Here is a 25,158-nt window from a genome sequence, read left to right on the forward strand (position 1 = left end):
CGCAACACTACCGCAGTGAGAGAAAAACGCAATCGCGGGTTAGCTTTTGAGGGTGTTTAAGTTGTACAAATCTCATTAAATGAGAAAAACAAACATAAAATGCTTGTTGGTTGCGGATTTGTATGTGATAAATCTCATCACTGCAAATGCTCAAGCAAGAGGGCTGAAAATGAATGGTGCGCAACTGATAGTGAATGCGGCAGCGGCAAGCGGTATCGAGTACTGCTTCGCCAACCCCGGGACCACCGAGATTCCCCTGGTGGCCGCCATGGCCAGCGCACCTGCTCTCAAGCCGGTGTTGTCGCTGTTCGAAGGGGTCTGCACGGGGGCTGCGGACGGCTATGGCCGGATCGCCGGCAAGCCGGCCATGACCCTGACCCACCTGGGGCCGGGCTTCGCCAATGGCATCGCCAACCTGCACAACGCGCGTCGGGCCAATACGCCGATCGTCAACGTCATCGGCGATCACGCCTCCTGGCATGTCAACTACGATCCGCCCTTGGCCAGCGACATCCAGGCCCTGGCCGGTGCCGTTTCCGGTTGGGTGCGCACCTCGCGCACCGCTGCCGGTATCGGTGAGGATCTGCAGGAAGCCGTGCGTGCGGCCTGGCAGGCCAAAGGCCAGATCGCCAGCCTGATTCTGCCCATGGACCTGCAGGCCCACGCAGTGACCCATAACGGTGTATTCGCCCCTCTGCGCGCACCGGTTCGTCGGTTTGCCGGTGACCGGGTCGAAACCGTGGCGCAGGCATTGCGTGACGGCCAGCGGCTGGTGTTTATCGTCGGCGATGAGGGCTTGTCGGTCGCGGGCCTGGAAGCGGCAGGACGCCTGGCGCAACTGCCCGGCGTGCGCCTGTTTGCCGAGACCTTTCCGCGCCTGAGCTACCGTGGCGGTGGCTTGCCCGACCTGGATCGCCTGCCGTATTTCCCGGAAGTGGCGATTGAAATCCTTGAGCAGTACGACCTGGTCATCTGTGCGGGCGTGCCGGAGCCCATCAGTTACTTTGGCTACGAAGGCATCCCGTCGCGCCTCGCCGAGCGTGAGCGCCTGCTGAACCTGGCCGAGGTCGGTGACGATGTCGCCGGCGCGTTGACGGCGCTGGCCGATGCCCTGGCTGCACCGGCCTACGTGCCGACGCCGGAGGGCATCGAACTGCCGCCCGGCCATGCCGAACTGACACCGCAGTCGATCGGCCAAGTGCTCGCTGCGTCACTGCCCCACGACAGCATTGTCTCGGTCGAGGGCGGCACCTGCGGCTACCCGTTCTTTACCGCCTCCGCCCGCGCCGCGCGGCATCGGGTATTGACCAATACCGGTGGCGCGATCGGCCAGGGGATTCCGGTGGGCTTCGGCGCCGCTTTGGCGGAACGCGGCAATAGCGTGTTCTGCCTGCAATCCGACGGCAGTGCCCAGTACACCATCCAGACCCTGTGGAGCATCGCACGCGAGCAGTTGCCGGTGGTGATCCTGATTGCCGCCAACCATCGCTACGCGATTTTGCAGAACGAGCTGCGCCGTTTCGGCATGACCGAAATGGACCCCCAGGCCCTGCGCCTGACCGTGCTCGACAACCCGCGTATCGACTGGAAGGCCCTGGCCAAAGGCTACGGAGTACCGGCCTGCACGGTCCAGACCAATGCCGAACTGCAACGGGCCCTGGCCAATGCCAAGGCCGACCGTGGCCCTTGCCTGATCGAAATGGCGCTGTGAAGGAGTCGACTATGCATCCGCTCGAATTATTACCTGCCGTCCAGGCATTCCTGGCGCAGCCCGGTCGCCTGTTTATCGGCGGCACCTGGCAGGACGCCGTCGGCGGTCGTCGCTTTGCCGTGGAAAACCCGGCCACCGAACAGACCCTGGCCGAAGTCGCCCAAGGCGATGAACGCGATGTGAATGCGGCCGTTGCGGCCGCCCGCGCAGCCTTCACCGGCACGTGGGCCTTGCAGTCACCGGTGCAGCGCGGCCTGTTGCTGTTTCGCCTGGCCGATCTGTTGGATCAGCACCGCGAGGAACTGGCGCAACTGATCACCCTGGAGAACGGCAAACCTATCGCCAACGCGCGCGGTGAGGCGGCCAGCGCGGCAAACATCATTCGCTACTTCGCCGGCTGGCCCACCAAGATCGAAGGCAGCACGCTGCCCGTATCCCCGGCCAGCGGCGCGCCGATGCTCAACTACACGTTGCGCGAACCGGTGGGGGTCTGCGCGCTGATCGTGCCGTGGAACTTCCCGTTGACCATGTGCGTGTGGAAGCTCGGCCCGGCGTTGGCCACCGGTTGCGTGGCGGTGCTCAAGCCCGCCGAGCAGACCCCGCTGGTCGCGATCCGCCTGGTGCAACTGATCGAGGCCGCAGGTTTCCCCGCCGGCGTCGTCAACCTGATCACCGGCCTGGGTGCCGACACGGGTGCACCGCTGGCACAGCACCCCGACGTGGACAAGATCGCCTTTACCGGCTCGACCCAGGTCGGGCGGCTGATCGCCCAGGCGGCTACCCGCAACATGAAAAAGGTCTCACTGGAACTGGGCGGCAAGTCGCCGAACATCATCCTGCCCGACGCCGACATTGTGCGCGCCGCCAAGGGGGCCGCCGATGGGATTTTCTACAACCAGGGCCAGGTGTGCACGGCTGGCTCGCGCCTGTATGTGCACGCCAGTGTGCTCGACCAGGTGCTCGAAGAATTGCAGCGCCATGCCGCCGCCTATGTGCTGGGCAATGGCCTGGACCCGGCCAACAGCATGGGGCCGTTGGTGTCTGCGCGGCAGTTGAACACGGTCAAGGGGTACCTGCAGCGGGGCCGGGAGGAGGGTGCCGAACTGATCTGTGGCGGCGAGCGCCCCGCGCACCTGGAGCGTGGGCACTTCATTCAACCGAGCGTGTTCCTCGACCGTGCCGAGCGCGCCTGCGTGGCCCGCGAAGAAATCTTCGGCCCGGTACTGACCGTCATGAGCTGGACCGACATCGACGACCTGGTGCTGCGCGCCAACGATTCGCCGTATGGCCTCGCCGCCGGCCTGTGGACCCGCGACCTGCGCTCGGCGCACCGCGTGGCGGCACAGCTCAAGGCCGGCTCGGTATGGATCAACTGTTGGAACGTGGTCGATCCCTCTTCACCGTTCGGTGGCTACAAACAATCCGGCTGGGGCCGGGAAATGGGCAAGAACGTGATCGATGCCTACACCGAGACCAAAAGCGTGTTTGTCGATCTGGCCTGAACTGAATAATCACACGAGGTAATTGCTATGGATCTGGAATTGAAAGGCCGCGTGGCCATTGTCACCGGTGGCGGTATGGGCATCGGCAAGGAAGTCGCACGTTTTCTCTCCGAGGAAGGCTGCAAGGTGGTGATCTGCGCGCGGCGCATGGCGTTCCTGCAGCTGGCGGCCGAAGAGATCAGTGCACAGACCGGCAATGAAGTGCTGCCGCTGTTCTGCGACACCAATGACATGAAGGCCGTGTCGGAGATGGTCGAGGCGGCTCACAAGCATTTCGGCCGCATCGACATCCTGGTCAACGGGGCCGCGGCGCCATCGGGTGTGGTGCGCAATGACATCGAACACGCCGGCGACGATGAACTGCTGTCGGACCTCAACACCAAGGTGATCGGCTATTTCCGCTGCGCCAAGGCCGTGACCCCGCACATGAAGGCGGCCGGCTTCGGACGCATCATCAACATCGGCGGCCTCACCGGGCGCAGCAGCAAGGTGCTTTCGGGCATGCGCAACCTGGCGATCGCGCACATGACCAAGACCCTGTCCGACCAGCTCGGCCCGTCGGGGATCACGGTCAACCTGATCCACCCGGGCGTGGTGGATACCCCGCATATCCAGGAGCTGTACGACCGCGAAGCCGTCAAGCAAGGCAAGACCGCGCAGCAGGTCGAGCAGGCCTACATCGACGCGACACCGATTCGCCGCACCCTCGCACCGATTGAAATGGGCTGGCTGATCGGCTTCCTGGCATCGCCAAAAGCCGGCGCAGTGACGGGCGAATCCATCGGCATCGACGGTGGCTTGACCCGTGGCATCTATATCTGAGGAGTATCTGTGATGAGTAACGGAACCCTTTTGGTCGCCACCGTCGGGCAAGCGGTGATCCGCAGTGCCGACGATGGCCGTACCTGGCATCGCCTGGGCCTGGGGCAGGACCTGGAGTTCGATGCGATCACCCGATCCTTGAGCCTGCACCCCGACACGCCCGAGCGGATCTATGCCGGTACCGATGTGGGCTTGTGTGTGAGCCACGATACCGGTGGGCATTGGCGGCGCATCGATTCGCCTTTCAACGGGCAAACCGTGTGGAAAGTTGCGGTTGACCCGCAGGATGCACAACGCATTTTCGTCGGCACCGGCGCGCCTTCGCGTGCCGTGTTGTGGCGCACCCTGGACGGCGGCCTGAGCTGGGATCGCGCCCCGGTGGAAATCCCCGAGTTCTGCGACGGCGTCAGCCGCCCACGCCTGCTGGCCTTCGCCTATGACCCCACTGACCGCAACCAGCTGTGGTTCGGCCTGGAGGAGGGCGGGCTGTTCCATTCCCGTGACGGCGGCGACAGTTGGACCCGCGTCGACGACCGGCTGCTGTGGGACTACAACTCCGACGTCCACAACATCCTGGTGCTGCCCAACCACGGCGAGAAAGTGATTGTGGTGGTCTGCGTCAATGCGGTGTACCGCAGCCTGGACGAGGGGCTGACCTGGACCGGCATCATCGGTCGCGAAGCCTTCGGCCTGTACTACATCCGCGCCATGAACGCGCCGTTGGGCACGCAGAACGAGCTGTACCTGAGTATTTCCGATGGCACCCCCGGCACCACCAGCAAGATCCTGGTGTCCCGTGATGCCGCACTCACTTGGAACGTGCTGCCGCTGCCACAGCAGCCCAACTCCTGTGTCTGGGCGATTGCCTTCAACCCGGCCAACCCGCGACAGATCGTGGCGGGCACCAAGTACGGGCATTTGTTCACCTCCGACAATGGCGGTGACGGCTGGCAGAAGCATTGGCGGGAATTCAGCGAGATCGCTGATGTGCTCTGGACGCCTGCGGTTGCGCAGATCAAGTCCGGGCATCAATCCATCGTCAAAAAGCACTGAGGGATACCGCCATGAAGATCGAGATCCTGCGGACTCACTTATCGCTGTGGGTCAGTGACCCTGACGTGTCGGCACGCTGGTACGCCGACATCCTGGGCATGCACGAAAGTGCCCGGGGCGAGAGCTGGGTCATGATGGCATTTGGAGGCAAGCACCACGACATCGCCCTGATTCGCGCCGACCCCGGCGCCCATCAAGGCGGGTTGGGCCTGCAGCACTACGGCCTGGAAATCGCCGGGGACATGACCACCCTGCGCCAGCTCTACGGCATGTTGCTGGGCAAGGGCGTCGAGGTGGTGAAGATCACCGATCACGAGATCGGCCATGGCGTGTATTTCAACGACCCCGACGGCAATCGCATGGAGTTCTTCCTCGAGACCGAACACGACGATGCGCGCGGCAAGGCCCGGTTCAAGGCCGCCGGCGCGCCGAGCCGACATTTCAACCTGGATCCACTCGACCCACTTTGAGGCAACCCTGATGAAAACCGCGAATTTTGCTACGTATCACATCCGCAAATGGTACAGCTTTGTCGAAGAAACCCTGGCCAACGAAACCGGCCAGCTGGCCGATGGCGAGCCCCTGTTCAAGTACGCGATCGCCGCCGTGATCGCCAACCCCTATGCCGGTCGCTACAGCGAGTCGCTCGCCGAACTGGTCGACCCATCGCCGTTGCTGGGCGAAGAGTTTGGCCGGCGCATACAGGCACTGGCCGGTGCCCATGAGATTGTCAGCTATGGTAAGGCGATCCTGGTCGGCAGCGCGGGCGAATACGAGCACGGCAACGCGTTCCTGACCAACCCGGCCGCCGATCCGATTCGCGTCGCGCTGGGCGGTGGCAAGTCGTGGGTGCCTTCCACCGGCAAGCGCGGCGGCCCGGGTTCGACCATTGACGTCCCCCTGGCGCACAAGGATGCGCTCTACGTACGTTCCCACTACGACAGCATGTCGCTGATGTTCGGCGACGGCCCCGCGCCGGACGAAGTCATCGTGATCTGGGCCTTCGCCACGCGCGGGCGCCTGCACGCACGGCTGGGTGGCCTGCGTGCCGAAGACATCCAGGGCGTTGACGGGCTGCACTGATGACACGCGTGCGGCCTTGGCAACGCCGGTTTAAAACCACAACAAGAAAGCGGTGAACAGCGATGAAGCAGGAGAAGACCCAGGTTGTGATTGTCGGGGGCGGGCCCAATGGGATCACGGCCGCGCACTATATGGGGATGTACGGTATCGACTGCGTTGTCCTTGAGCTTGCCGACTGCATACTGCCTTACCCACGCGCGGTGGGCATGGATGATGAAGCGCTGCGCGTGTTGCAGGCGATCGGCATCGCCGAATTGGCAGTACGTGACATGATCTGCGATGTGCCGCTGCGTTATTACAACGCGCGGGGCGTGTGTTTTGCCGAGGTCAAGCCAAGTGCCGCGCAGTACGGCTGGCCGATGCGCAACATTTTCATGCAGCAGTTGCTCGAAGGCACGCTGCGCGAAACTCTGGGGCAGCGCAGCACTGTGGTGTTGCGCCAGGGCCATGAAATGCTGGAGCTGGAACAGGATGGGGAGAGCGTGACCTTGCAGGTCCGCGATGCCCAGGGCGAGGTCTATCAGCTGCGCGCCGATTACGTGATCGGCGCCGATGGCGGGCGCTCCACCGTACGCAAAAAGCTGGGCGTCGAACTGCTGGGGCTGACCCATGCGCGCAAATGGGTGGTGGTCGATACCGCCAATGACACCCTGGATGCGCCTTACACCGCCCTGCACGCCGACCCGCAGCGGCCCTTCGTGTGCATCTACCTGCCGTACCAGCAGCGGCGCTGGGAATTCATGCTGATGGAGGGCGAGGACGAGGCGAAGATGTGTGACGAGAACACCATTCGCGACCTGATCCGTGGGCATATCGGCGACGCCGTGGACGCGCTGAATATCATCCGTATCCGCGCCTACACCCACCATTCGCGTGTGGCGGCGCGGTTTGTCCAGGGGCGTGTGGCACTGGTCGGCGATGCCGCGCATATATCGCCACCCTGGGCCGGTCAGGGCCTTAATTCCGGGTTGCGCGACGTGGCCAACGTGGCCTGGAAACTGGCCGCGATCATCCAGGGGCGTGCGGCCCATGGGATCCTCGCCAGCTACGACCAGGAACGTCGCGGGCACGCCACCGAACTGGTGGCCCTGGCCGACAATATGGGCACGGTACTGGGGCTGACCAACCCGTTGATGGCCGGCGTGCGCGACTGGTTGTTCCAGGCGGTGAACAGCGTCGACAACCTGCGTTCGCACCTGCTGGAGTTCAAGTTCAAACCCAAGGCCACCCTCACCAAAGGGCTGGTCTATCACGAACGTGCCGAACTGCGTGAAGACGACCTGGTGGGCCAGCTGTTTGTGCAGCCGTTTATCGAAGACGCCCAGGGTCAGCGGCGGCGCCTGGATGACGTGCTGGGCAATTCCTATGCGGTGCTGGGTTACCGGGTCAATCCCCGTGAGCCACTGAGCGAAGACATGGCAAGGTTCTGGGCGCGCTGGGACACGCGTTTTATCCAGGTCAATCGCTCGCGCAGCGGCCTGGGCCGGCACCAGCCCTTGACGGCGACGGACGCCATCAGCGTGGAGGACGTGGATAACCGTCTCGGCGAATGGTTCTCCAGGGTGCGCGACTGCGTCGTCGTGGTGCGTCCTGACCGGTTTGTTGCCGCCATCACCACGCCGGAACGGCTTGACGCGGTATTACGCAAGTTAGCGGGGCAACTGTCATGAGCATCGATACGGGCGTATTGAGCCAGTTAGACCAGGCCACGCGTGCGGTGCAAGCGATTGCGCCACTGGCCCCCGAGGCGTTGGACCTGCGCGGCGGCCACGCACTGCAACGCCAGGCGCTGGATGCGCGCCTGGCGGCGGGCGAACAGTTCAGCGGTTGGAAAATCGCCTTCGCCGGCAGCGCCGCGCAACGGCGCTTCGGCATTGACGAACCGGTGTATGGCGGCCTGACCGACGCGATGTGCGTGCAGCCGAACACGGCGGTGGCGCTGTCGCGGTTGATCCAGCCCAAGCTGGAGATCGAAGTGGCGATTGTGCTGGGGCGCAGCCTCGCGCCCGGTGACTACAGCGATGAACATATCCTGGACGCGATTGCCGAAGTGGCGCCGGCGTTCGAGATTGCTGACTGCCGTTGGCAGGGCTGGGCGTTCGGGGTCGGAGCCTTTCTTGCCGACAATGCGGCGGCGGGGCTGTATTGCCTGGGGCCACGAAGCGCGTTCGATGCCGTCGCGCACACCCACGTCGCCTATCGCCTGGAATGTGCCGGCGCGCTGTGCGGCGAAGGCGATACCGAGGGCCGGGAGGACTCGCCGCTGACCAACCTGTGCTGGCTGGTTCGCCGTCTGCTGGCCGACGGTCAGCCGGTGGAGGCCGGGCAGGTGGTGCTGTCCGGTGCGTTGTTGGCGCCCATGGATATCCAGCCCGCCACCTACCGCCTGCAGATGTTTGGCACGGAACTGGCTTTGCTTTTCACCGCGGACACCACCCCCGTGTAAGCGACAGCTGCCGTCATGGATGACTTGAGTCCCCTTCAGGCCGATGACAACAACGGGGCCCCCGAGGAACGACCACCATGCTTGCCGAAGTTCGAACCTTCAATGACCCTCAACTGCACGCCGGTTCCATCCAGGGCTGGCAGCAGGTGTATGACCAACTGGGGCGCGGCTGCCTGACCAGTGAGCTGCGCCAGCTGTCGGCCGAGCGCTTTCAGATCTTCCAGGAAGTATTGGACAAACGCGTGGTGCAGCGCGGCCATGCGCCCAAGGGACGGCTGTGCGCGGCCATGTCATTGGGCGGCGAGCCCGTCGTGCAGGGCCAGCAGGTGGGCACCCACAGTGTGGTGCTGTTGCGCGCTTGCGAGGAGTTTGTGCTGCATGCGCCGGAAGGCACGCACTTCTTCGCTTTCAACGTCGACACGGTGCGTTTCGCCAAACTCGCCGCCTTCGAGTTGTCCAGCGACCAGCTCAAGCGCTTGAGCACCCGCTCCCAGCTGTGCGTGGATGACGCGTTACTGCTGCGGATACGCCAGCGCATCTACCCGCTGTTTCGTCACCTTTTGCAACAACCCGAGGCCATCAGTGCAACCGCCGAGAACATGCTCGAAGACGAGTTGCTCAATGCGTTTCTCGACCTGTTCAGCAATGCCACCGATGAGGTGCGCTGCCGTCGCGGCAACTTCGCCGTGAGTGCGTACCTGGTCAAGCGTTGCCAGGAGTTGATCGATGCCAGCGGCGATACCCCGCTGAGCATCCTCGACCTGTGCGAACACCTGCGGGTCAGCCGGCGCACCCTGCAGAACAGTTTCCAGGCGGTGACCGGCATGCGTCCGCTGGAGTACCTGCGCAACCTGCGCCTGAATGCGGTGCGTCGACGCCTGATCGCAACGCCGGCCTGCAGCCAGAACGTCGGTGATGTGGCGGTGGCGATGGGCTTTTTCCACCTGAGCCACTTTGCCGCCCATTACCGCGAGTTGTTTGGCGAGTCGCCTTCGCACACCCGGCGGGCGATCGGCTGAATAGACGAAGGGTCAGGCCGCCGTGTCATCCAGTCCCGGGTCCACGCGTTTGCCGATGTCCTTGAGCCGGGCCAATTGGTCGACCACGCTGGGGGCTTCATCCAGGCAACTGACGAACGTCCACAGGTACGTCATCACCGCATAGATATGGCCGGCCTTCACCGCGGGCGCCAGCGCCAACTGGCTGATGGCGACCACGAACAGCAGGGCCGCAAGGATGCCGATGGTGAGGAAGGCAACCGCCTCACGGTCCGACAGCCCGATACGCAGCCGCGACAGCACCTGATAGTGGCGGCGCAGCGTGGGGGCGCCGACCTTTTCCACCAGGCTGATTTCCTTTTCCAGGCGGTTGTTCAGCCGCTCATGCAAGCGCTGGTTGCGCCGTGCAAAGCCAGGCACCACCACCAGGCACAGCCCCAGCGCCACCAGGCACGCCAGGCCGACCCAGGGTTCGATTACCAGCAACATGGCCGCCGCGCCGATGATCGAGACCAGCGCCGTCGCAATGGTGGGCACGTGTTTTTCGAAGAAATCGACGAACTCCCGTGCCAGCACCACCCGCGCGGCGGACGTTGAGGTGCTGTGGCGTTGCAGGCGCTGGTTAAGAATCACCGGCACGGCAAGGTCGGCGTAGATACGCGTAAAGGTGCGGGTGTCCAGGGCCCGTCGGGCGGCGCCCACCACCCAGAACCCGAGGACCACGGCGGCGTAGAGCAGGGCATTGCCGGTGTCGCCACGGATAATCGCGTCGACGGCAAACCCCGCAAACAACGGGTAGGCCAGCAGCAGCGCGTTTTCCAGCGCCACCAGCGACAGGGTGCCGGACAACTTGCCGGGGTAGGCCTTGGCGATCGCCTTGAGTGTCTGGCTGGCGGATTGTTGACCGATTTTGCGGCTCTGCTCGATCAGTAGTGGAGGTGTGACGGAGGGCATGGGCCACCTGGTTTACGCAAAGTAGGGGGGCGGGAACTCAGGGTCCCGGTATAAAGACCGCGGGTGAAGTCGAGCAGATAGCGCGTTTCCTCGGTCATCAGTAACAAGTCGATCTGCACTTCTTCGATCACGATTTCCAGGGTGATCAGCAGGCAAATCGCCGGCGCGGTAAATAACCAGTGGTAATAGGACTGGCTGAACAGCGATGCGACAACCCCCAGGACCCACAGTGACAACACCAGGCGTGGCGCCTGTTTCTGCAGGGGAATCCAGAAGCGCTGCAACCGCTTGAGCTTGGCGCTATAGAGCCGTACCGAGTCTTCAAGCAGTGCCACGTCAATCACGTTTCGATCACGATAGTTGAAAGGCATACAGGCAATTCCTGGCTGACTACACGAGGCGGGTGTGTGGCCTGGTCAAGGCGCGCGCAGGCAGCGCGCGGTTCAACCAGGCCAGGTTGATTTCGTTGACTTGCACCCATTCGCCGTTCTGTGGAATCCCTTCGCAGCTCTTGAAAGCAATGCAGCGTCCTTGTGCATCGAGCAAGGCAAAGTGGCGGTACCGATTGACCTTGAAAATACAGAGGCGCATGCCTTCACCTGGGGGCGGTTGGGGTTAGATGGCGACCAACTGGTCGGGCCAGCTCAGCTCGAACAAGGTGCCGCCGTTGTCGAGGTTCCGGCAGGTCGCGCGACCTCCATGGGACAGGGCAATCGCGCGTACGACGGCGAGCCCCAGGCCGCTGCCGCCCTGGGCGCGGGAGCGCGAGCTTTCGCCGCGCTGGAACGGCTCAAAGATGTGCGTTGCAAACGCTTCTGCGATCCCCGGGCCTTCGTCCGCGACACTCAAGGTATTCAGGCCATCCTGGTTGCCCAGGCGCACCGTGACGTTGCCGGGGGTTGCATGGCGTTTCAGGTTGTCGAGCATGGCCAGCAAGGCTTGGCGAATCCGCGCCGGATCACACTGCACAGGCCGTTCGAGCAGGTCCAGGTGCAGCACGAACCCGCAGGCCTGCAGGCCCGGTTCGAACAGGCAGGCGTCGGCCTTGATCTCCTCGGCCAGGTTGGCACTCTGGATCTGCACTTCGAGGTAGCCGTTGTCCGCCAGGCCTACGACCCGCAGGTCCTCGATCAGGCGCGTCAGGCCTTCCACCTGGCTCAGCAGACTGTAGAACTGCGCCTGGTCCGGGGTGAACACGCCTTCCGCCAACCCTTGCAGGCGGCCGCGCAGGATGGTCAGCGGGGTGCGCAGTTCATGTGCAATCGCGGCGTTCCAGAACGACTGCTCTTGCGCCATGCGTTTCAAGCGTTGGGCCATGCTGTTGAAGTCATCCACCAGCAAGGTGGCCTCTGCCAGTGAGCGGTCGGACGCCGTCGCCCGGGCATCGAGGTCACCATCGGCGAGGCGGCGAAGGCTGGCCGCGACCGAGTTCAAGGGCATCAGAATGCGCCGGGACAGTTTGATCGCCACCACGGCGCCCACCGCCAGGCTGATGCAGGTGATCAGCGCCATCCAGGCCCACTCCATGCCGGTGGGCAGCCATTCGTCCACGTCCAGATCCGACGGCGGCCAGAACGTCCAGAGCAACGCGTAAAACACGTAGGAGCCGACCACGGCCAGGGCGATCACGCAGAGCACCACGGCGGACATCGACACGATGATCTGCCGGCTCAAACTGTTGGCGGTCTTCATGGCTGGCTCCCGAACCGGTAGCCGACCCCACGGATGCTGGCCGGTACGCCCTGGAGGCCGAGGTCTTCGATTTTGCGCCGCAACTTGCTGATATGGCTGTCGACGGTGCGCTCCAGGCTGTCGCTCTCGGGGGAACACAGGGCCAGCAACTCGGCGCGACTGAATACGCGCTTGGGGGCCTTGGCCAGTTGCGCCAACAATCTGAACTCGGTCACCGTCAGGTTGAGCCTGTGCGTGTGTGCACCGACCTGCACGCTGACTTCATGGCTGTCGATGTCGATTTCAAAGGCATTCACCCGCAGCACGCGCTGGCGGGCGCCGTAGCCATGATCGAGGGAGCGACGCAGCACCGCCTGGGTCCTGGCGACGACCTCGGCGGGGTTGAACGGCTTGACGATGTAGTCGTCGGCACCGATGCGCAGGCCCATGAGTTTGTCCATGTCCTGGTCCTGGGCGGTCAGCATGATCACCGGTGTGGTGCCCCGGTGGCGGATCTCGGCCAGGACCATCCAGCCATCCAGCTGCGGCATCAGCACGTCCAGCAGTACCAGGTCGGGCTTGAGGGATTGATGCAGTTCAAGGGCGCGGCGCCCATCCAGGGCATGGGCGGTCTGGAAGCCGCTGCGCTTGAGATAGGCCGCGAGGATGTCGGCGATTTCCGGCTCGTCTTCGGCGATCAGTACCAACGCCTGGCGTGGGGACGCGAGGTCCGTCGGTGTCGATACAGGGTGTGATTCAGTCATGGTCGGCTCGGTCGTGCTGTTCGGTCATCGCAGTATGGCGAATTACCATGGGGCGACGAAGACTACTGTGCACCACGAGCATGCGCTTTCATGGGAGGTTTTATGGAGAAACGATGGAGACGCGGGTTTATTCGCAAACGGCGTGATCAGGCGTAGCTGATCCTGTCGGTGTAGGCGTTTTGCGTCATGGTGCGCTGGTAGTCGCAGGGGGTGGTGCTGACCAGTTTCTTGAAGTCGCGCAGGAAGTGGGATTGGTCGGCAAACCCCAGGTCGAGGGCCAACTGCGAAAACGATACATCGTGCTGGGTATTGAGGGTGTCCAGGGCCGCCTGGCAGCGGATGATCCGGCAAAACGCCTTGGGTGACATGCCGGTGTCCTGGTTGAACTGGCGGTGCAGGGTCCGGCTGGTGTAGCCGCTGAGGTCTTCGAGTTGCTGGATGCGGATATCACCGCGATGGTGCAGCGCCTGCTGGATGATCATGGCGGTGAGTCGCGACGTCTTGCCCATCAGGCGCGGGGTCAGGTAGTCGTTGAACAGCCGCATCTGGTCGCCCAGCAACGGGGCCTGGACGATGCTTTCGAAGAGGCGTTGGGCGAACTCGGAGACTTCCAGCAGATCGAGCTCCCGCTCGGTCAATTCTTCGGCCAGTACATTGACGAAACCGGGGATCACACCCGGCGAAAAGCGCACGCCGAAATAGTGGTGGTGCTGGTGCAGTTCGACCGCCTGGGCCACCAGCGGGGTGCCGCAGATGCGCGCAGTCGGTCGCGTCGCATCACAGTCGAACAGGATATCCACGCAGCCATCCGGCACGGCCAGCAGGTTGGACGATTGCGCCACATCGAAGGCATAGAAATGCGAGATCGCCGGGTGCGCGGACGGCATCACTGAATAGCGTGAAGAGTTGAGCACGAACCAGGGTTGTTCGTTCGCGGTGTGGAGCCGGGGAGTCGGCACACTCGGTTTGATCATGGTTGTTCCTTGGGCAGGCGGCGCCTGGGGAAAATCAACGCATTAATCGCGCCAACTATCGTCATGCCCGACTGAACGGTATGTCCGAAATTTACAATACCGCCGCCATCCCCCGCCCGATACTCGATCTCGACAGCGTGGAGCTGCGCCTACCGCAGCGATATCACCTTCAGCCCGAGAATAACTATGTCTGCAACTACAAAAATCGATTTTATCTACCTCTCCGAGCAGGACATGATCCGCGCGGGTGTGACCGACATGCTGGCCTGCGTGAACACCATGGAGGAAATGTTCGGCCTGCTGTATGCCGGTGACTACCGCATGGCCGGCCCGAACAATGATTCCCATGGCGCGATGGTGATTTTCCCGCAGGATTCGCCGTTCCCGAACATGCCCAAGCCCACGGCGGATCGGCGCATGATGGCCATGCCGGCCTACCTGGGCGGCAGCTTCTGCACCGCCGGGGTGAAATGGTACGGCTCCAATATCGCCAACCGCGAAAAAGGCCTGCCGCGTTCGATCCTGATGTTCACCCTGAACGACCCCGACACCGGCGCGCCGTTGGCCCATATGTCGGCCAACCTGCTGTCGGCGTACCGCACCGGTGCGATCCCCGGCGTGGGCGCACGCCACCTGGCGCGCAAGGACTCGAAAGTCGTCGGCCTGCTTGGCCCTGGCGTGATGGGCAAGACCACCCTGGCGGCCTTCATCGCGGTGTGCCCGCATATCGACACCCTGAAGATCAAGGGCCGTGGCCAGCAGAGCCTCGACAACTTTATCGCGTGGGTCGAACAGACGTATCCGCAGATCACCACGATAGACGTGGTCGACACCCTCGAAGCGGTGGTCCGCGACTCGGACCTTGTTACTTATTGTAGCTCCGGCGCCACGGGCGATCCCTCGATCTACCCAATTGTGCGGCGTGAGTGGGTCAAGCCAGGCGCTTTCCTCGCGATGCCGGCGTCTTGCTCCCTCGACGCGGGAATGGAGCAGCCCGACGTACGCAAGGTGCTCGACAACACCGGTCTGTACCAGGCCTGGTTCGAGGAATTGCCCAAGCCTGCGCATCACAACGTGCCGGTCATTGGCGTGCGCTTCATGGACATGATTGCCGAAGGCAAGATGCAGCTCGATGACGTCGAAGACATCGGCAAGATCATCGCCGGGGCCGCGCCTGGCCGCAGGAACGATGAGGAAATCATCATCATGTCGGTGGGCGGCATGCCCGTCGAAGACGTGGCCTGGGGCACGGTGGTGTACCGCAACGCCGTCAAGCACGGCATCGGCGTGACCTTGAACCTGTGGGAAACCCCGGAGCTGCGCTGAGCCGTAGCTTCATTCACTTTGACGAGGCATTCGACATGACAAAAATCACCAAGCTCAAGACCGGCTCACCGTTCGAAGACCAGGCCAGCTATTCGCGCCTGGTGTGCGTGGACAACTGGATCTACGTGTCCAACACCGCCGGCCGTAACCCCCAGACCAAGCTGATCCCGGAGGATGTCCTGGAACAGGCGCACCAGCTGTTCGCCAACATCGAATCGGCCCTCAAGGCTGTCGATTCGAGCCTGGCCGACGTGGTGTGTTCGCGGGTGTTCATCCAGGACCCCAAGGACGTGCCGGCGGTGATGGACCTGATCGGCGAGAAGTTTCGCGGCGTCGACCCGGCCAGCACCGTGACCTGCCCGCCACTGGGCTCGACGGTCTACAAGGTAGAGCTGGAAGTGACGGCGTATCGCAACGCGTCGAAGGCGCAGGTCGACCTCATTCGCCTGTCGCAATAATCGTCACGCGGCCATGCACAGGCCTGGCCGCCCTTATTCGTTTACCGAGTCCTGACCATGGCACCGACAATAGCGCCCGTGACAACCTCCACCGTGTTTCCCAGCGCGACCGCCGTCGTCATCATTGGCGGCGGGATCATCGGCCTCACGGCTGCGCTGACCTTGGCTGAGCGCAATATCGCCGTGGTGGTCCTGGAAAAAGGCCGGATCGCCGCCGAACAGTCATCCCGCAACCTGGGCTGGGTGCGCAAGACCAGCCGCCACGCGGCCGACATCCCGCTGGCCCTGGCCGCCGACCGCTTGTGGGCGCAGATGCCCGAGCGGGTAGGGGCGGATGTGGGGTATCGCCAGGAAGGCATCATGTTTGTCGGGCGCACCCCGGCGCAAATGGCAATGCACGAGGGCTGGCTCAAGTCGGTGGAGCATTTGTCGCTGGATTCACGCCTGCTCAGCAAGCGTGAGATCGACGCGCTGGTGCCAGGCGGCACGGGTGACTGGGCCGGTGGCATCTTTACCCCTTCCGATGCGCGTGCCGAACCGACGCTGGCCAGCAGCGCGATTGCCAGGGCCGCCATGGACAGGGGCGTGGTGATCATCGAGCAGTGCGCGGTGCGTACGCTGCAGATGTCCGGCGGCGCGGTCAGCGGTGTGGTCACGGAAAAGGGCGAAATCCGTTGTGATCATGTGCTGCTGGCGGGGGGCATGTGGTCGAGGCGCTTTCTGGGCAACCTCGGTGTGGCGTTGCCGACCCTGCCCCTGACCTGCTCGGTACTGCGTACCCACCCCATGGAGGGGCCGACGCAGATCGCGGTCGGCGCGCCGGACTTTTCGTTTCGCAAGCACCAGGACGGCGGTTTCATCATTACCCAACGGGGCAAGTTGGATGCGTTCCTGACCCTCGACCATCTGCTGCTCGCCAAGCAATACATGCCGCAGTTCCGTGCGCAACGCAGTGTGCTGAACGTGTCGCTGGGCAAGCCGTTCATCAATGACCTGGCCCTGGCGCGGCGTTGGCGCGCCGACAGCGTCAGCCCGTTCGAGCGCGTCAGGGTGCAGGATCCGGCGGCCAACCCGCAGCTCAATAACGACGCGATGAACAACCTGATGGCCGCCTGGCCGGTGTTTGAACACGCACGGATCGCCCAGGCCTGGGCCGGCACTATCGACGTGACACCCGATTCCAACCCGGTCATCGGCCCGGTCGTGCAGATTCCGGGGCTGACCGTGGCCACCGGTTTCTCGGGGCACGGCTTCGGTACATCGCCGGCGGCGGGTCATCTCGCCGCGGACCTGGTCAGTGGGCATGCGCCGATCATTGACCCAAGCCCTTATCGCTTCGACCGTTTCTAAAGGAGCAAGCCCATGCCTGCAGACAGCTGTTTCTTCACCAACCGTTCGGGCCTGCGCCTGCATTATTTGCGCTGGGGCGCATCGAGTGGCGTGCCCCTGGTGCTGTTGCACGGCCTGCGCGCCTATGCCCAGACCTGGGAGTCGCTGGTGCAATCCCTGGGGGAGGGCTACTGCATCTATGCCCTCGACCAGCGTGGTCGTGGGTTGAGCGACTGGGCCGAGCCCTCCACGTATCACACCCAATCCTATGTCGAGGACCTTGAGGATCTGATCGCCCATGTCGGCCTGCAGCGCTTTGTCCTGCTCGGGCATTCATTGGGCGGCGCCAACGCCCTCGAGTATGCGCGGCAACATCCGGGACGCTTGCTGGGGTTGCTGATCGAGGACATCGGCCCCGGCTCTTCAACCCAGGGCGATGGCGCCGCACGTATCCGCCGCGAGATGGGCCAGACGCCGTTGCAGTTCGACAATTGGGACGCGGCCCGCACGTTCTGGAGGGCTTCGCGCCCGGGGTTGTCGGAGCAGGGCCTGGCGTCGAGGCTGGCGCATTCGATGCAGGAACGCGACGGTGTGATTGGCTGGCGCCATGATCAGCAGGGGATTGCCCAGGCCCGCCTGAGTATCGAGCCGACGGACCTGTGGCCAGCGGTGCGCGCGCTGGATTGCCCCAGCCTGTTCATTCGTGGTGGTCGCTCGGACTTCCTGCCGCCGGCGACGCTGCAGGCGATGAGGGCCAGCAACCCCCATGTGCGGACGGTGGAGGTCGCCGACGCGAGCCACTATGTGCACGACGATCAGGGCGCGGTGTTCAACGCGCTGATTGCAGGCTTTCTGGCGAACCTTGACCCGCCGAGGCAATGAGCGGCGGCTGCCCGCCAATGTCGATATCAGGCACCGGCGTGCCGCTATGAGGCTATTTTTGCGGCGCGCAGGCCGCGTACTGTGACCCGTCATTAAGAAATGATGATCGCCTGACCTTCCAGTCAGTACGTCTTAACGTCGATCACAGAGAATAAAAAACAACGATGAATAGCCTGATTTCCAAGGATTCCAACGGCCAGTTGGCGCAGGGCTTCAAGCCGCGTCATGTCACCATGCTCTCCATTGCAGGCATTATCGGCGCGGGGCTGTTTGTCGGCTCCGGGCACGCCATCGCGGCGGCGGGGCCGGCCGTGATGCTGGCGTATCTGTTTTCCGGCCTGTTGGTGGTGCTGGTCATGCGCATGCTGGGGGAGATGGCGGTGGCCAACCCCGACACCGGCTCATTCTCGACCTACGCCGACCAGGCCATCGGCCGCTGGGCCGGGTTTACGATCGGCTGGCTGTACTGGTGGTTCTGGGTGCTGGTGATTCCCATCGAAGCCCTGGCCGCCGGGCATATCCTCAACCAGTGGTTGCCGCAGATCGACGCTTGGCTGTTCGCCTTGTTGTCGATCTTTTTGTTGGTGGTCACCAATTTGTTCAGCGTCTCCAAGTACGGTGAATTCGAGTTCTGGTTTGCCATGGCCAAGGTGGTGGCGATCATCGGCTTCATCGGCCTGGGAGGCGCGGTGCTGATGGGCTGGATTCCCGAGCGGGAGGCCAGCGGCCTGAGTCGCCTGATGGAAGAACACGGTGGTTTCGCGCCTAACGGCCTGTCGGCGGTGGTCGGGGCATTCATCACCATCATGTTCAGCTTTATCGGCACGGAAGCCGTCACTATCGCGGCTGCCGAGTCCAATAACCCGGCGCAGAATATCGCCCGGGCCACGCGCTCGGTGATGTGGCGCATCGGCGTGTTCTACGTGTTGTCGATCTTCGTGGTGATTTCCGTGGTGCCGTGGAATGACCCGCTGTTGGCGTCGGTAGGTTCTTATCAGCGCGCCCTGGAGCTGATGAACATTCCCCACGCCAAGTTACTGGTGGACGTGGTGGTGTTGATTGCCGTGGCGAGCTGCATGAACTCGTCCATCTACATTGCTTCACGCATGCTGTATTCCCTGGGCAAGCGCGGGGATGCGCCCACGCTGATGAAAAAGACATCGGCAGCGAGTGTGCCGAGGGCCGCCGTGATCGCCAGCACGATCCTCGGGGCAGGCGTGACCTTGCTCAGTTACTTCATGCCCGCTGGATTGTTCCAGTTTCTGCTGGCCAGCTCGGGGGCCATCGCCTTGCTGGTGTACCTGGTGATCGCCGTGTCGCAACTGCGCATGCGCAAGGTCCTGCAACGCCGTAATGTCACCCTGACGTTCAAGATGTGGCTGTTTCCCTGGCTGACCTGGGTGGTCATCGTCTTCATCTGTTGCGCATTGGCGGTGATGCTGCTGACGCCCGAGCACCGCTTTGAGGTGTCGTCGACCATCGGCCTGGCCTTGCTGATTTCCCTGGTCGGCGTGATCACGGCGCGGCAGCCCGACCGCACCCAAAAACCGATCCCCCTGGCTTCGCGCCCATGAACCCCCGGCCGGTCACCTGTTTGGTATTCGTGCTGCTGGATCAGTTCACCCTGATCTCGTTGGCGTCGGCGGTAGAGCCGCTGCGCATGGCCAACCAACTGGCAGGCCAGGAGCTGTATCGTTGGCAGACCGCCAGTGTCGACGGTCATCCTGTGTGGGCCAGCGACGGCATGCCCATCACGCCGGACTGTTCCATAGCCGCTGCGCCCTCTGCGGATATCGTCGTGGTGTGCGGCGGCACGGGTATTCAACACACCCTGAGCGATGAATTGATGAAGTGGCTGCGGACCCAGGCGCGTTATTCCAGGCGCCTGGGTGGTATTTGTACCGGCAGTTGGGTATTGGCCCGGGCGGGGCTGCTCGACGGGTTTGAATGCAGCGTGCATTGGGAGTGGCTGGCGGCCATGCAGGAAGCTTTTCCACGGGTGAGCCTCAGCGCCAGCGTGTTCACCCTCGACCGCGATCGCCTGACCAGCTCGGGCGGCACCGCGCCCATGGACATGATGCTGCACCTGATCGGGCGTGAGCATGGGCATGAGTTGTCGGCGGCGATTTCGGACATGTTCGTGTACGAGCGCATGCGCAACGAGCAGGATCATCAGCGCGTGCCGCTCAAGCATATGCTCGGCACCCAGCAGCCGAAGCTGCAGGAAATCGTCGCGCTGATGGAGGCCAACCTGGAAGAACCGATCGACCTGGATGAATTGGCCGAGTACGTGGCCCTGTCACGCCGGCAGCTTGAACGCATGTTCCAGAAGTACCTGCACTGTTCGCCCTCGCGTTACTACCTGCGGTTGCGGCTGATCCGCGCGCGTCAGTTGCTCAAGCAAACCCCCATTTCCATCGTGGAGCTGGCCTTGCTCTGCGGGTTTGTGTCCACGCCGCACTTCTCCAAATGCTACCGCGAGTACTTTGGCGTGCCGCCCAGTGACGAGCGCCTGGTGACGGCAGGCGAGCGAGCCGTCATGTTGAAGCCGATGATTCGCGCCGTACCGGTGCCGATGCCAATGAGTGCCCTGGAGCAGGCGCGGGGGGAGTCGACCTTTGCCAGTGTCCGGCTCAAGGCCAGGCGCTGAGAGTACGGTGAGTGGCGCTGATCAGCGACGCTTGCGTTTCGAATTTCAGGCGCCACTCACGCCGGGTTCAAACCCGCATGAACGCCTTGATTCGCTCGCCGCACTGATCGGCACGAATCATCCCAGGCGCCGCATCCAGCGCAACCAGGCCGTCTTCCATGAAAATCACCCGGTCGGAAATGGACAGGGCGAAGTCCATCTCGTGGGTCACGATCAGCATGGTCATGCCTTCTTTGGCCAGGTCGCCGATGACCTTGAGCACGTCGCCCACCAGTTCCGGGTCAAGGGCAGACGTCGGCTCATCAAACAGCATGATATGTGGATCCATGGCCAATGCGCGGGCGATTGCCACGCGTTGTTGCTGCCCCCCAGACAACTGATGCGGATACTTGTGCGCGTGAGCCAGCAGTCCGACCTTGTCCAGCAGGGCGTAGGCGCGCTGCTCGCTGATGAGCTTGTCGCGGCCGTGATAGCGCGGCGCGAGGGTGACGTTGTCGAGAATGGTGCGATGGGGAAACAGGTTGAAGCCCTGGAACACCATGCCGATGTGCTGTACCCCACGGCGTACTTGTTGCGTGTTGGTGTTGTCACCGGCGTGGATATAGCTTTCGCCGAACAGAATGATCTCGCCTTGGTCGATGCTTTCCAGGGCGTTGACGGTGCGAATCAGCGAGGTTTTCCCCGAGCCGGACGGGCCGATGATGGAAACCACCTGACCCACATTTACATCAAGGTTGATGCCTTTGAGCACAGCGTGCTGGCCGTAGCGCTTGTGAATGTCGACCAGTTGCAGGGCGGGTGCCGAGCCAGGCCCGGAGGCTTTCCGAGCGCTTGCCGAAGGAGGGGCGGGTTGTGATGCGCGTAGGCGCCCCATGCTGGTGTCATCCAGCGTCCGGGGTGTGCGGTTGTTGAGTTCCAGGTGGTGCTCCAGCCAATGAAACAGCCAGCCGAGCACGGTCACGATCAGCACGTAATACACCGCCACAGCCGACAGGGTTTCCATCACCAGGAAGTTTTGCGCGTAAAGGCGCTGGCCCACGGTCAACAGTTCGGTCAAGGAAATCACCGAGACCAGCGAGGTCAGTTTCACCACGGTGATGTATTCGTTGATCAGCGTCGGCAGGGAAATGCGGAACGCCTGGGGGATCACGATCAGGCGCTGCAAACCGATCAGGCCGATGCCCAGCGCGCGGCCGGCCTCTTTTTGACCTTTGGCCACGGATATCAAGCCACCACGGTGGATTTCCGCCATATAGGCCGCTTCGGTGACCACCAGGGCCAACAGGCCGGAATAGAACGGGTTGGACAGGACGCCACGGGTGACCGGGAACATCTGCGGCAGGTTATAGACGAACACCACGAGTACCAGCAGCGGCACGCTGCGAAAGAACCAGATATAAATCGACGCCGGCACGCTGATCCAACGCGCGGCCGAAAGCTTGGCCGAAGCCAGCAGGAAGCCCAGCAGCATGCCGATGAACCAGGCCAGCGTGCTGAGCTCCACCACCGTAATGCAGGCTTTCCAGAAGTCCGAGAGCGAAAACAGAGAAAAAAAGTAAGGCCATTCAAATTGCATGTGTCTCTCCAACTGCTGGCGTCGACACAGGCTTTACCTGGGCCGGGCAGTCAAGCGAAAGCCGCCGACTGTGGGAGCGGCTGCGCTCCCACAGGGCTGCACCGGGTCAGTTAGTCGGTTCTTCGAGGTTGTATTTCTTCAACAGGGCGGTGTATTCACCGGAGGCCTTGCTCGCCTCAAAGGCCTTGAGCAGTGCCTGATAGAGCGCGTCGTTGCCTTTCTTGACGTAAATACCCAGCGTTTGCTGGTAGATCGAGTGCTCGGTGCTCACCACGACGCGGCCCTTGGTGCGTTCTGCGATCATGCCGGCGGCGCCGTCGATCTCCACCTGAGCCTGCACATTGCCGGAGAGCAGCGCCTGGGTTACCTCCGGTGCGGACGGGAACTCGCTGACCATAATCGCGCCCTTGTTATTCGGGGTGCAGTAGTCGGTCGAGAGCGTGTTGAACTGCGTCACCCACGTGGTGCCTTTTTCCAGGCCGACTTTCAGGCCGCAGAGGTCTTCCGGTACTTTCGGTTTCAGCGGGCTGTCCTTCAGCACCATGATCGCTGCGCCGGTCTTGGCGTACGGGATGGTTTGCGCTTGCGTCTGCCGCTGGGGCGTGATGTACATGCCGGAGATGATCGCGTCGTAGTGGCCGGCGTTCAGGCTGAGGATCAGGTTGGAAAACTTGGTGTCGACGAAGTCGGCCTTGAGGTCCAGGTGCTTGGCGAGCAGGTGCGCCAGCTCGGGGTCGGAACCGACGACGTTTTTATGTTCGTCGTATGACTCGAAGGGCGGATAGGTGATTTCCATGCCGACCTTGAGTACGCCGGGTGTCACCGTCGTTGCTGCATGGGCGCCGGCCGCACCAAGGAGTGCGACGGCCAGCAGGGTCAAGCGGACAGCATGATTGATTGGATTGCGCATCATCGATGACTCCACGTCGGTAAAGTAGGGCTGGGCGGGTGGTTAAACAGGGCGGTGTGACCAGGCTGAGGGTTGCATCAGGACGCGTCCTGCGCCTGGCTCTTCAAGTGACCGAAGCTCGATGGCTTGCGTGCTTTCTCGTACAGCTTGAGTTCGCCCCGTTCGACTTTGCGGCGCAGGTACTGATAGGTCTGCAACGCTTGGCCGAACATGTGCTCACCGATGGTGATTTCCTCGTAATCCTTAGCGTCTTCAAGAAACTGTGGCAGTGGCTTGATCTGCGTATGGAAGTCGCACGCGTAGAAGAGTGGGAAGGCGTAGCGCTCTTCGCTGACGGTTCGCACTCGGTGAGCCGTAGCGACGAACGTACCCGCGGTCATGACCTCCAGCATGTCGCCGATGTTGACCACAAAGGCACCGTCCACGGGTGGCGCATCAATCCATTGGCCTTGATCGTTCATCACCTCGAGGCCTGGCTTGTCGGCAAGCAAAATGGTGAAGCACTCGTAGTCGGTATGTGCACCAATGCCGGGTGCGTCTTGGGCGGCCAGGTCAAAGGGGTAGTGAATCAGGCGCAGTTTCGACGGTGGGCGGGTAACCAGTGCCTCGAAATAGTCCTCTTCAAGGCCTAATGCGAGCGCGAAGCCCTTGAACAGGCGACGCCCCAGCGCAAACACCGCAGCGTAGTACGCTTCGACGGCGGGACGGAAACCCGGCAGGTCCGGCCATTCATTGGCCCCGATCAAGGGGGTTCCGGCCCTGACCAGCGGATCGTCTTCGCCCACTTCAAAACCGATATCGAACGCCTCCTTGTGGTCCGGCTTGCCTTTGGCATAGACCTCTTCGCCTTCAGGCACAAACCCCTTGTGGCTGCGGGAGGTGCCGATGTAATGCTGCATCTTGTACGCAAGGGATTGCGCAAACAGGTCCTTCGCCGCGTGGCGCAAGCCGTCGATCAGCGACGACTCGATGCCGTGGTTCTTGATGTACAGAAAACCCACTGCGCGGGCGGCGTTACCGAGTTCTTCGGCCACTGCCTGGCGCTGTGCGATGTCGTCGCTGTACAGCCCGGCGATGTCCACCAGCGGAATGCGATTGAAGTTGGCGGCCTTTGGCGTTTGGTCAGGCATGAGGTAACGCTCCTTATCGGGTTGAGGCACCGCTGAAGCGCCGGAAATGCTCGCGCTCGGTATTTGCCATCCACACATTCAGCGACCACAGGTCGGCCACCGGCACATTGGTGAAGGGCAGGTGATGCAGGTAGCCGTCGGCACCGAACTCCGGTGTCAGCGTGCTGACCTGATAGCCGCGACTTTCCTGGGATCGCCAGATGGCCTCCCAATGCTGCTGATGGAAGGCCAGCGCTTGGGTGTACTCGGGAGCGGCGGGGTGGGGAACCTGGGGCCCCTGGTCATAACCGACCCGGGCTTGAATGTGGTGAACGCGCTCGACGAAAGCGCTGAGGTCATCTTCCGGATCGTTGAGCAGGCGCTCGCAGGTGACCACCCAATGACTGATGTCGCTGGTGAAGCGCAGGTCCGGCAGTTGACGAATCAGCTCGAGGGTGACCCAAGGGTTGAACAACGAGCGCGCACGATGGGTTTCAAAGGCGCACACCTGGCCGTGCTTGCGCGCGACGTCCATTGCGCGGCCAAAGAAGTCGACTTGCTGTGCCAGTGGCCAGCGGTCGTTGCCAGCCAGCAGGTTGATGAAGCGCGGCGACAACTCAGCCGCCCAAGCGAATTTTTTATCGAGGTCCAGAAGGTGTTCGTCGACGCTCGCCGATTGTTGCGGCAGAACATCGTAGGCGCTGAAGACGGTACTGATATAGCTGACATGGTTGGCGCGTAGAAAGGCTGCGAACTCGGCGCGTTCGCTGGCGGTCATGGGCAGGCGGGCTTCCATGCCATCGAACCCGGCCTCAAGCAACTCTTCGAGCGCTTGTGCCTTGCTCGCGGTGTAGCCCCACAACGTCCGGAATACTTCCAACTTCATCGATCTGCTCCAAAGGTGCCTTCGCATGATTGACACAGCGGCGTTTCGGCGTGG

At 62.8% G+C, this 25,158-nt stretch carries 25 protein-coding genes; 15 read left to right on the top strand and 10 right to left on the bottom strand.

Annotated features, from left to right (window positions below; translation table 11 throughout):
- Nucleotides 1-169 precede the first annotated feature (169 nt).
- From BLQ09_RS12895 to BLQ09_RS12935, 9 genes are all read left to right on the top strand, one after another.
- Nucleotides 170-1,711: an acetolactate synthase large subunit gene (locus tag BLQ09_RS12895; protein WP_092357163.1), complete on the top strand. Its 1,542-nt coding sequence runs from the start codon at nt 170-172 to the stop codon at nt 1,709-1,711.
- Nucleotides 1,712-1,722: 11 nt separating this feature from the next.
- Nucleotides 1,723-3,213, top strand: a complete 1,491-nt coding sequence (locus tag BLQ09_RS12900) for an aldehyde dehydrogenase family protein (protein WP_027606680.1) — start codon at nt 1,723-1,725, stop codon at nt 3,211-3,213.
- 27 nt (nt 3,214-3,240) lie between these two features.
- A complete protein-coding gene (locus BLQ09_RS12905; RefSeq protein WP_027606679.1) occupies nt 3,241-4,035 on the top strand; it encodes an SDR family NAD(P)-dependent oxidoreductase in 795 nt (264 codons plus the stop codon).
- 12 nt (nt 4,036-4,047) lie between these two features.
- Entirely contained in the window at nt 4,048-5,088 is a 1,041-nt protein-coding gene (locus BLQ09_RS12910) for a WD40/YVTN/BNR-like repeat-containing protein (RefSeq protein WP_027606678.1), read from the top strand.
- An 11-nt stretch (nt 5,089-5,099) separates the two neighbouring features.
- Complete coding sequence (locus BLQ09_RS12915) at nt 5,100-5,558, top strand: VOC family protein (protein ID WP_012724261.1); 459 nt, start codon at nt 5,100-5,102, stop codon at nt 5,556-5,558.
- Nucleotides 5,559-5,568: 10 nt separating this feature from the next.
- Nucleotides 5,569-6,171, top strand: coding sequence for an amino acid synthesis family protein (locus BLQ09_RS12920; RefSeq protein WP_027606677.1), 603 nt, complete (start codon nt 5,569-5,571; stop codon nt 6,169-6,171).
- A gap of 62 nt (nt 6,172-6,233) precedes the next feature.
- Nucleotides 6,234-7,841: a bifunctional 3-(3-hydroxy-phenyl)propionate/3-hydroxycinnamic acid hydroxylase gene (locus BLQ09_RS12925; RefSeq protein WP_027606676.1), complete on the top strand. Its 1,608-nt coding sequence runs from the start codon at nt 6,234-6,236 to the stop codon at nt 7,839-7,841.
- On the top strand, nt 7,838-8,617 hold the full coding sequence (locus BLQ09_RS12930) for a 2-keto-4-pentenoate hydratase (RefSeq protein WP_092357166.1): 780 nt from the start codon (nt 7,838-7,840) through the stop codon (nt 8,615-8,617). The genes BLQ09_RS12925 and BLQ09_RS12930 overlap by 4 nt, the downstream gene beginning before the upstream one ends.
- 77 nt (nt 8,618-8,694) lie before the next feature.
- Complete coding sequence (locus BLQ09_RS12935; protein ID WP_027606674.1) at nt 8,695-9,636, top strand: helix-turn-helix domain-containing protein; 942 nt, start codon at nt 8,695-8,697, stop codon at nt 9,634-9,636.
- Between the two features lie 12 nt (nt 9,637-9,648).
- Here BLQ09_RS12935 and BLQ09_RS12940 read toward each other — a convergent pair whose 3' ends face one another.
- The 6 genes from BLQ09_RS12940 to BLQ09_RS12965 all read right to left on the bottom strand — a co-directional run bounded on the left by BLQ09_RS12940 (nt 9,649) and on the right by BLQ09_RS12965 (nt 13,978).
- A complete protein-coding gene (locus BLQ09_RS12940) occupies nt 9,649-10,569 on the bottom strand; it encodes an ABC transporter six-transmembrane domain-containing protein (protein WP_027606673.1) in 921 nt (306 codons plus the stop codon).
- Nucleotides 10,542-10,940: a hypothetical protein gene (locus BLQ09_RS12945; RefSeq protein ID WP_027606759.1), complete on the bottom strand. Its 399-nt coding sequence runs from the start codon at nt 10,938-10,940 to the stop codon at nt 10,542-10,544. Before BLQ09_RS12945 ends, BLQ09_RS12940 begins: the two co-directional genes overlap by 28 nt.
- A gap of 19 nt (nt 10,941-10,959) precedes the next feature.
- Nucleotides 10,960-11,160 (bottom strand): hypothetical protein, encoded by a 201-nt coding sequence (locus BLQ09_RS12950; RefSeq protein WP_092357169.1) that lies wholly within the window; start codon nt 11,158-11,160, stop codon nt 10,960-10,962.
- Between the two features lie 24 nt (nt 11,161-11,184).
- Complete coding sequence (locus BLQ09_RS12955; protein WP_092357172.1) at nt 11,185-12,261, bottom strand: ATP-binding protein; 1,077 nt, start codon at nt 12,259-12,261, stop codon at nt 11,185-11,187.
- Nucleotides 12,258-13,004, bottom strand: coding sequence for a response regulator (locus tag BLQ09_RS12960; protein WP_092357175.1), 747 nt, complete (start codon nt 13,002-13,004; stop codon nt 12,258-12,260). The genes BLQ09_RS12955 and BLQ09_RS12960 overlap by 4 nt, the downstream gene beginning before the upstream one ends.
- A 146-nt stretch (nt 13,005-13,150) precedes the next feature.
- The gene (locus BLQ09_RS12965) at nt 13,151-13,978 is read right to left on the bottom strand and encodes an AraC family transcriptional regulator (RefSeq protein WP_027606670.1); all 828 of its coding nucleotides are present in this window, start codon (nt 13,976-13,978) and stop codon (nt 13,151-13,153) included.
- Nucleotides 13,979-14,164: 186 nt separating this feature from the next.
- Between BLQ09_RS12965 and BLQ09_RS12970 the strand changes: the two genes are divergently transcribed.
- The 6 genes from BLQ09_RS12970 to BLQ09_RS12995 all read left to right on the top strand — a co-directional run bounded on the left by BLQ09_RS12970 (nt 14,165) and on the right by BLQ09_RS12995 (nt 20,623).
- Nucleotides 14,165-15,304, top strand: a complete 1,140-nt coding sequence (locus BLQ09_RS12970) for an ornithine cyclodeaminase family protein (RefSeq protein ID WP_027606669.1) — start codon at nt 14,165-14,167, stop codon at nt 15,302-15,304.
- Nucleotides 15,305-15,339: 35 nt separating this feature from the next.
- Nucleotides 15,340-15,762: a RidA family protein gene (locus tag BLQ09_RS12975; RefSeq protein ID WP_092357178.1), complete on the top strand. Its 423-nt coding sequence runs from the start codon at nt 15,340-15,342 to the stop codon at nt 15,760-15,762.
- A 57-nt stretch (nt 15,763-15,819) separates the two neighbouring features.
- Nucleotides 15,820-17,112: an NAD(P)/FAD-dependent oxidoreductase gene (locus tag BLQ09_RS12980; protein ID WP_092357180.1), complete on the top strand. Its 1,293-nt coding sequence runs from the start codon at nt 15,820-15,822 to the stop codon at nt 17,110-17,112.
- Nucleotides 17,113-17,124: 12 nt separating this feature from the next.
- The gene (locus BLQ09_RS12985) at nt 17,125-17,973 is read left to right on the top strand and encodes an alpha/beta fold hydrolase (protein ID WP_027606666.1); all 849 of its coding nucleotides are present in this window, start codon (nt 17,125-17,127) and stop codon (nt 17,971-17,973) included.
- A gap of 164 nt (nt 17,974-18,137) precedes the next feature.
- Nucleotides 18,138-19,547, top strand: a complete 1,410-nt coding sequence (gabP, locus tag BLQ09_RS12990) for a GABA permease (RefSeq protein ID WP_027606665.1) — start codon at nt 18,138-18,140, stop codon at nt 19,545-19,547.
- Entirely contained in the window at nt 19,544-20,623 is a 1,080-nt protein-coding gene (locus BLQ09_RS12995; protein ID WP_027606664.1) for a choline metabolism transcriptional regulator GbdR, read from the top strand. The genes gabP and BLQ09_RS12995 overlap by 4 nt, the downstream gene beginning before the upstream one ends.
- Nucleotides 20,624-20,690: 67 nt before the next feature.
- Here BLQ09_RS12995 and BLQ09_RS13000 read toward each other — a convergent pair whose 3' ends face one another.
- The 4 genes from BLQ09_RS13000 to BLQ09_RS13015 form a co-directional block, all read right to left on the bottom strand.
- Nucleotides 20,691-22,199, bottom strand: a complete 1,509-nt coding sequence (locus BLQ09_RS13000; protein ID WP_027606663.1) for an amino acid ABC transporter permease/ATP-binding protein — start codon at nt 22,197-22,199, stop codon at nt 20,691-20,693.
- A 106-nt stretch (nt 22,200-22,305) separates the two neighbouring features.
- Nucleotides 22,306-23,109, bottom strand: coding sequence for an ABC transporter substrate-binding protein (locus tag BLQ09_RS13005; protein ID WP_027606662.1), 804 nt, complete (start codon nt 23,107-23,109; stop codon nt 22,306-22,308).
- Between the two features lie 77 nt (nt 23,110-23,186).
- Nucleotides 23,187-24,239, bottom strand: a complete 1,053-nt coding sequence (locus BLQ09_RS13010; protein ID WP_027606661.1) for an isopenicillin N synthase family dioxygenase — start codon at nt 24,237-24,239, stop codon at nt 23,187-23,189.
- A 13-nt stretch (nt 24,240-24,252) separates the two neighbouring features.
- The gene (locus tag BLQ09_RS13015) at nt 24,253-25,104 is read right to left on the bottom strand and encodes a sugar phosphate isomerase/epimerase family protein (RefSeq protein WP_092357182.1); all 852 of its coding nucleotides are present in this window, start codon (nt 25,102-25,104) and stop codon (nt 24,253-24,255) included.
- Nucleotides 25,105-25,158: the final 54 nt, after the last annotated feature.

This window comes from Pseudomonas sp. NFACC25, assembly GCF_900100935.1.
Classification (GTDB): domain Bacteria; phylum Pseudomonadota; class Gammaproteobacteria; order Pseudomonadales; family Pseudomonadaceae; genus Aquipseudomonas; species Aquipseudomonas marginalis.

Excerpts from the sequence above, each read along its gene's own strand:
- BLQ09_RS12965 (WP_027606670.1), bottom strand. The coding sequence starts at position 13,978 with ATGATCAAACCGAGTGTGCCGACTCCCCGGCTCCACACCGCGAACGAA.
- BLQ09_RS12980 (WP_092357180.1), top strand. The coding sequence starts at position 15,820 with ATGGCACCGACAATAGCGCCCGTGACAACCTCCACCGTGTTTCCCAGC.
- BLQ09_RS12900 (WP_027606680.1), top strand. The coding sequence starts at position 1,723 with ATGCATCCGCTCGAATTATTACCTGCCGTCCAGGCATTCCTGGCGCAG.
- BLQ09_RS12925 (WP_027606676.1), top strand. The coding sequence starts at position 6,234 with ATGAAGCAGGAGAAGACCCAGGTTGTGATTGTCGGGGGCGGGCCCAAT.
- BLQ09_RS12930 (WP_092357166.1), top strand. The coding sequence starts at position 7,838 with ATGAGCATCGATACGGGCGTATTGAGCCAGTTAGACCAGGCCACGCGT.
- BLQ09_RS12970 (WP_027606669.1), top strand. The coding sequence starts at position 14,165 with ATGTCTGCAACTACAAAAATCGATTTTATCTACCTCTCCGAGCAGGAC.
- BLQ09_RS12915 (WP_012724261.1), top strand. The coding sequence starts at position 5,100 with ATGAAGATCGAGATCCTGCGGACTCACTTATCGCTGTGGGTCAGTGAC.
- BLQ09_RS13005 (WP_027606662.1), bottom strand. The coding sequence starts at position 23,109 with ATGCGCAATCCAATCAATCATGCTGTCCGCTTGACCCTGCTGGCCGTC.
- BLQ09_RS12950 (WP_092357169.1), bottom strand. The coding sequence starts at position 11,160 with ATGCGCCTCTGTATTTTCAAGGTCAATCGGTACCGCCACTTTGCCTTG.
- BLQ09_RS12935 (WP_027606674.1), top strand. The coding sequence starts at position 8,695 with ATGCTTGCCGAAGTTCGAACCTTCAATGACCCTCAACTGCACGCCGGT.
- BLQ09_RS12960 (WP_092357175.1), bottom strand. The coding sequence starts at position 13,004 with ATGACTGAATCACACCCTGTATCGACACCGACGGACCTCGCGTCCCCA.
- BLQ09_RS12910 (WP_027606678.1), top strand. The coding sequence starts at position 4,048 with ATGAGTAACGGAACCCTTTTGGTCGCCACCGTCGGGCAAGCGGTGATC.
- BLQ09_RS12945 (WP_027606759.1), bottom strand. The coding sequence starts at position 10,940 with ATGCCTTTCAACTATCGTGATCGAAACGTGATTGACGTGGCACTGCTT.
- BLQ09_RS12905 (WP_027606679.1), top strand. The coding sequence starts at position 3,241 with ATGGATCTGGAATTGAAAGGCCGCGTGGCCATTGTCACCGGTGGCGGT.
- BLQ09_RS12985 (WP_027606666.1), top strand. The coding sequence starts at position 17,125 with ATGCCTGCAGACAGCTGTTTCTTCACCAACCGTTCGGGCCTGCGCCTG.
- BLQ09_RS12975 (WP_092357178.1), top strand. The coding sequence starts at position 15,340 with ATGACAAAAATCACCAAGCTCAAGACCGGCTCACCGTTCGAAGACCAG.
- BLQ09_RS12995 (WP_027606664.1), top strand. The coding sequence starts at position 19,544 with ATGAACCCCCGGCCGGTCACCTGTTTGGTATTCGTGCTGCTGGATCAG.
- BLQ09_RS13000 (WP_027606663.1), bottom strand. The coding sequence starts at position 22,199 with ATGCAATTTGAATGGCCTTACTTTTTTTCTCTGTTTTCGCTCTCGGAC.
- BLQ09_RS13010 (WP_027606661.1), bottom strand. The coding sequence starts at position 24,239 with ATGCCTGACCAAACGCCAAAGGCCGCCAACTTCAATCGCATTCCGCTG.
- BLQ09_RS12920 (WP_027606677.1), top strand. The coding sequence starts at position 5,569 with ATGAAAACCGCGAATTTTGCTACGTATCACATCCGCAAATGGTACAGC.
- BLQ09_RS12940 (WP_027606673.1), bottom strand. The coding sequence starts at position 10,569 with ATGCCCTCCGTCACACCTCCACTACTGATCGAGCAGAGCCGCAAAATC.
- BLQ09_RS12895 (WP_092357163.1), top strand. The coding sequence starts at position 170 with ATGAATGGTGCGCAACTGATAGTGAATGCGGCAGCGGCAAGCGGTATC.
- BLQ09_RS12955 (WP_092357172.1), bottom strand. The coding sequence starts at position 12,261 with ATGAAGACCGCCAACAGTTTGAGCCGGCAGATCATCGTGTCGATGTCC.
- gabP (WP_027606665.1), top strand. The coding sequence starts at position 18,138 with ATGAATAGCCTGATTTCCAAGGATTCCAACGGCCAGTTGGCGCAGGGC.
- BLQ09_RS13015 (WP_092357182.1), bottom strand. The coding sequence starts at position 25,104 with ATGAAGTTGGAAGTATTCCGGACGTTGTGGGGCTACACCGCGAGCAAG.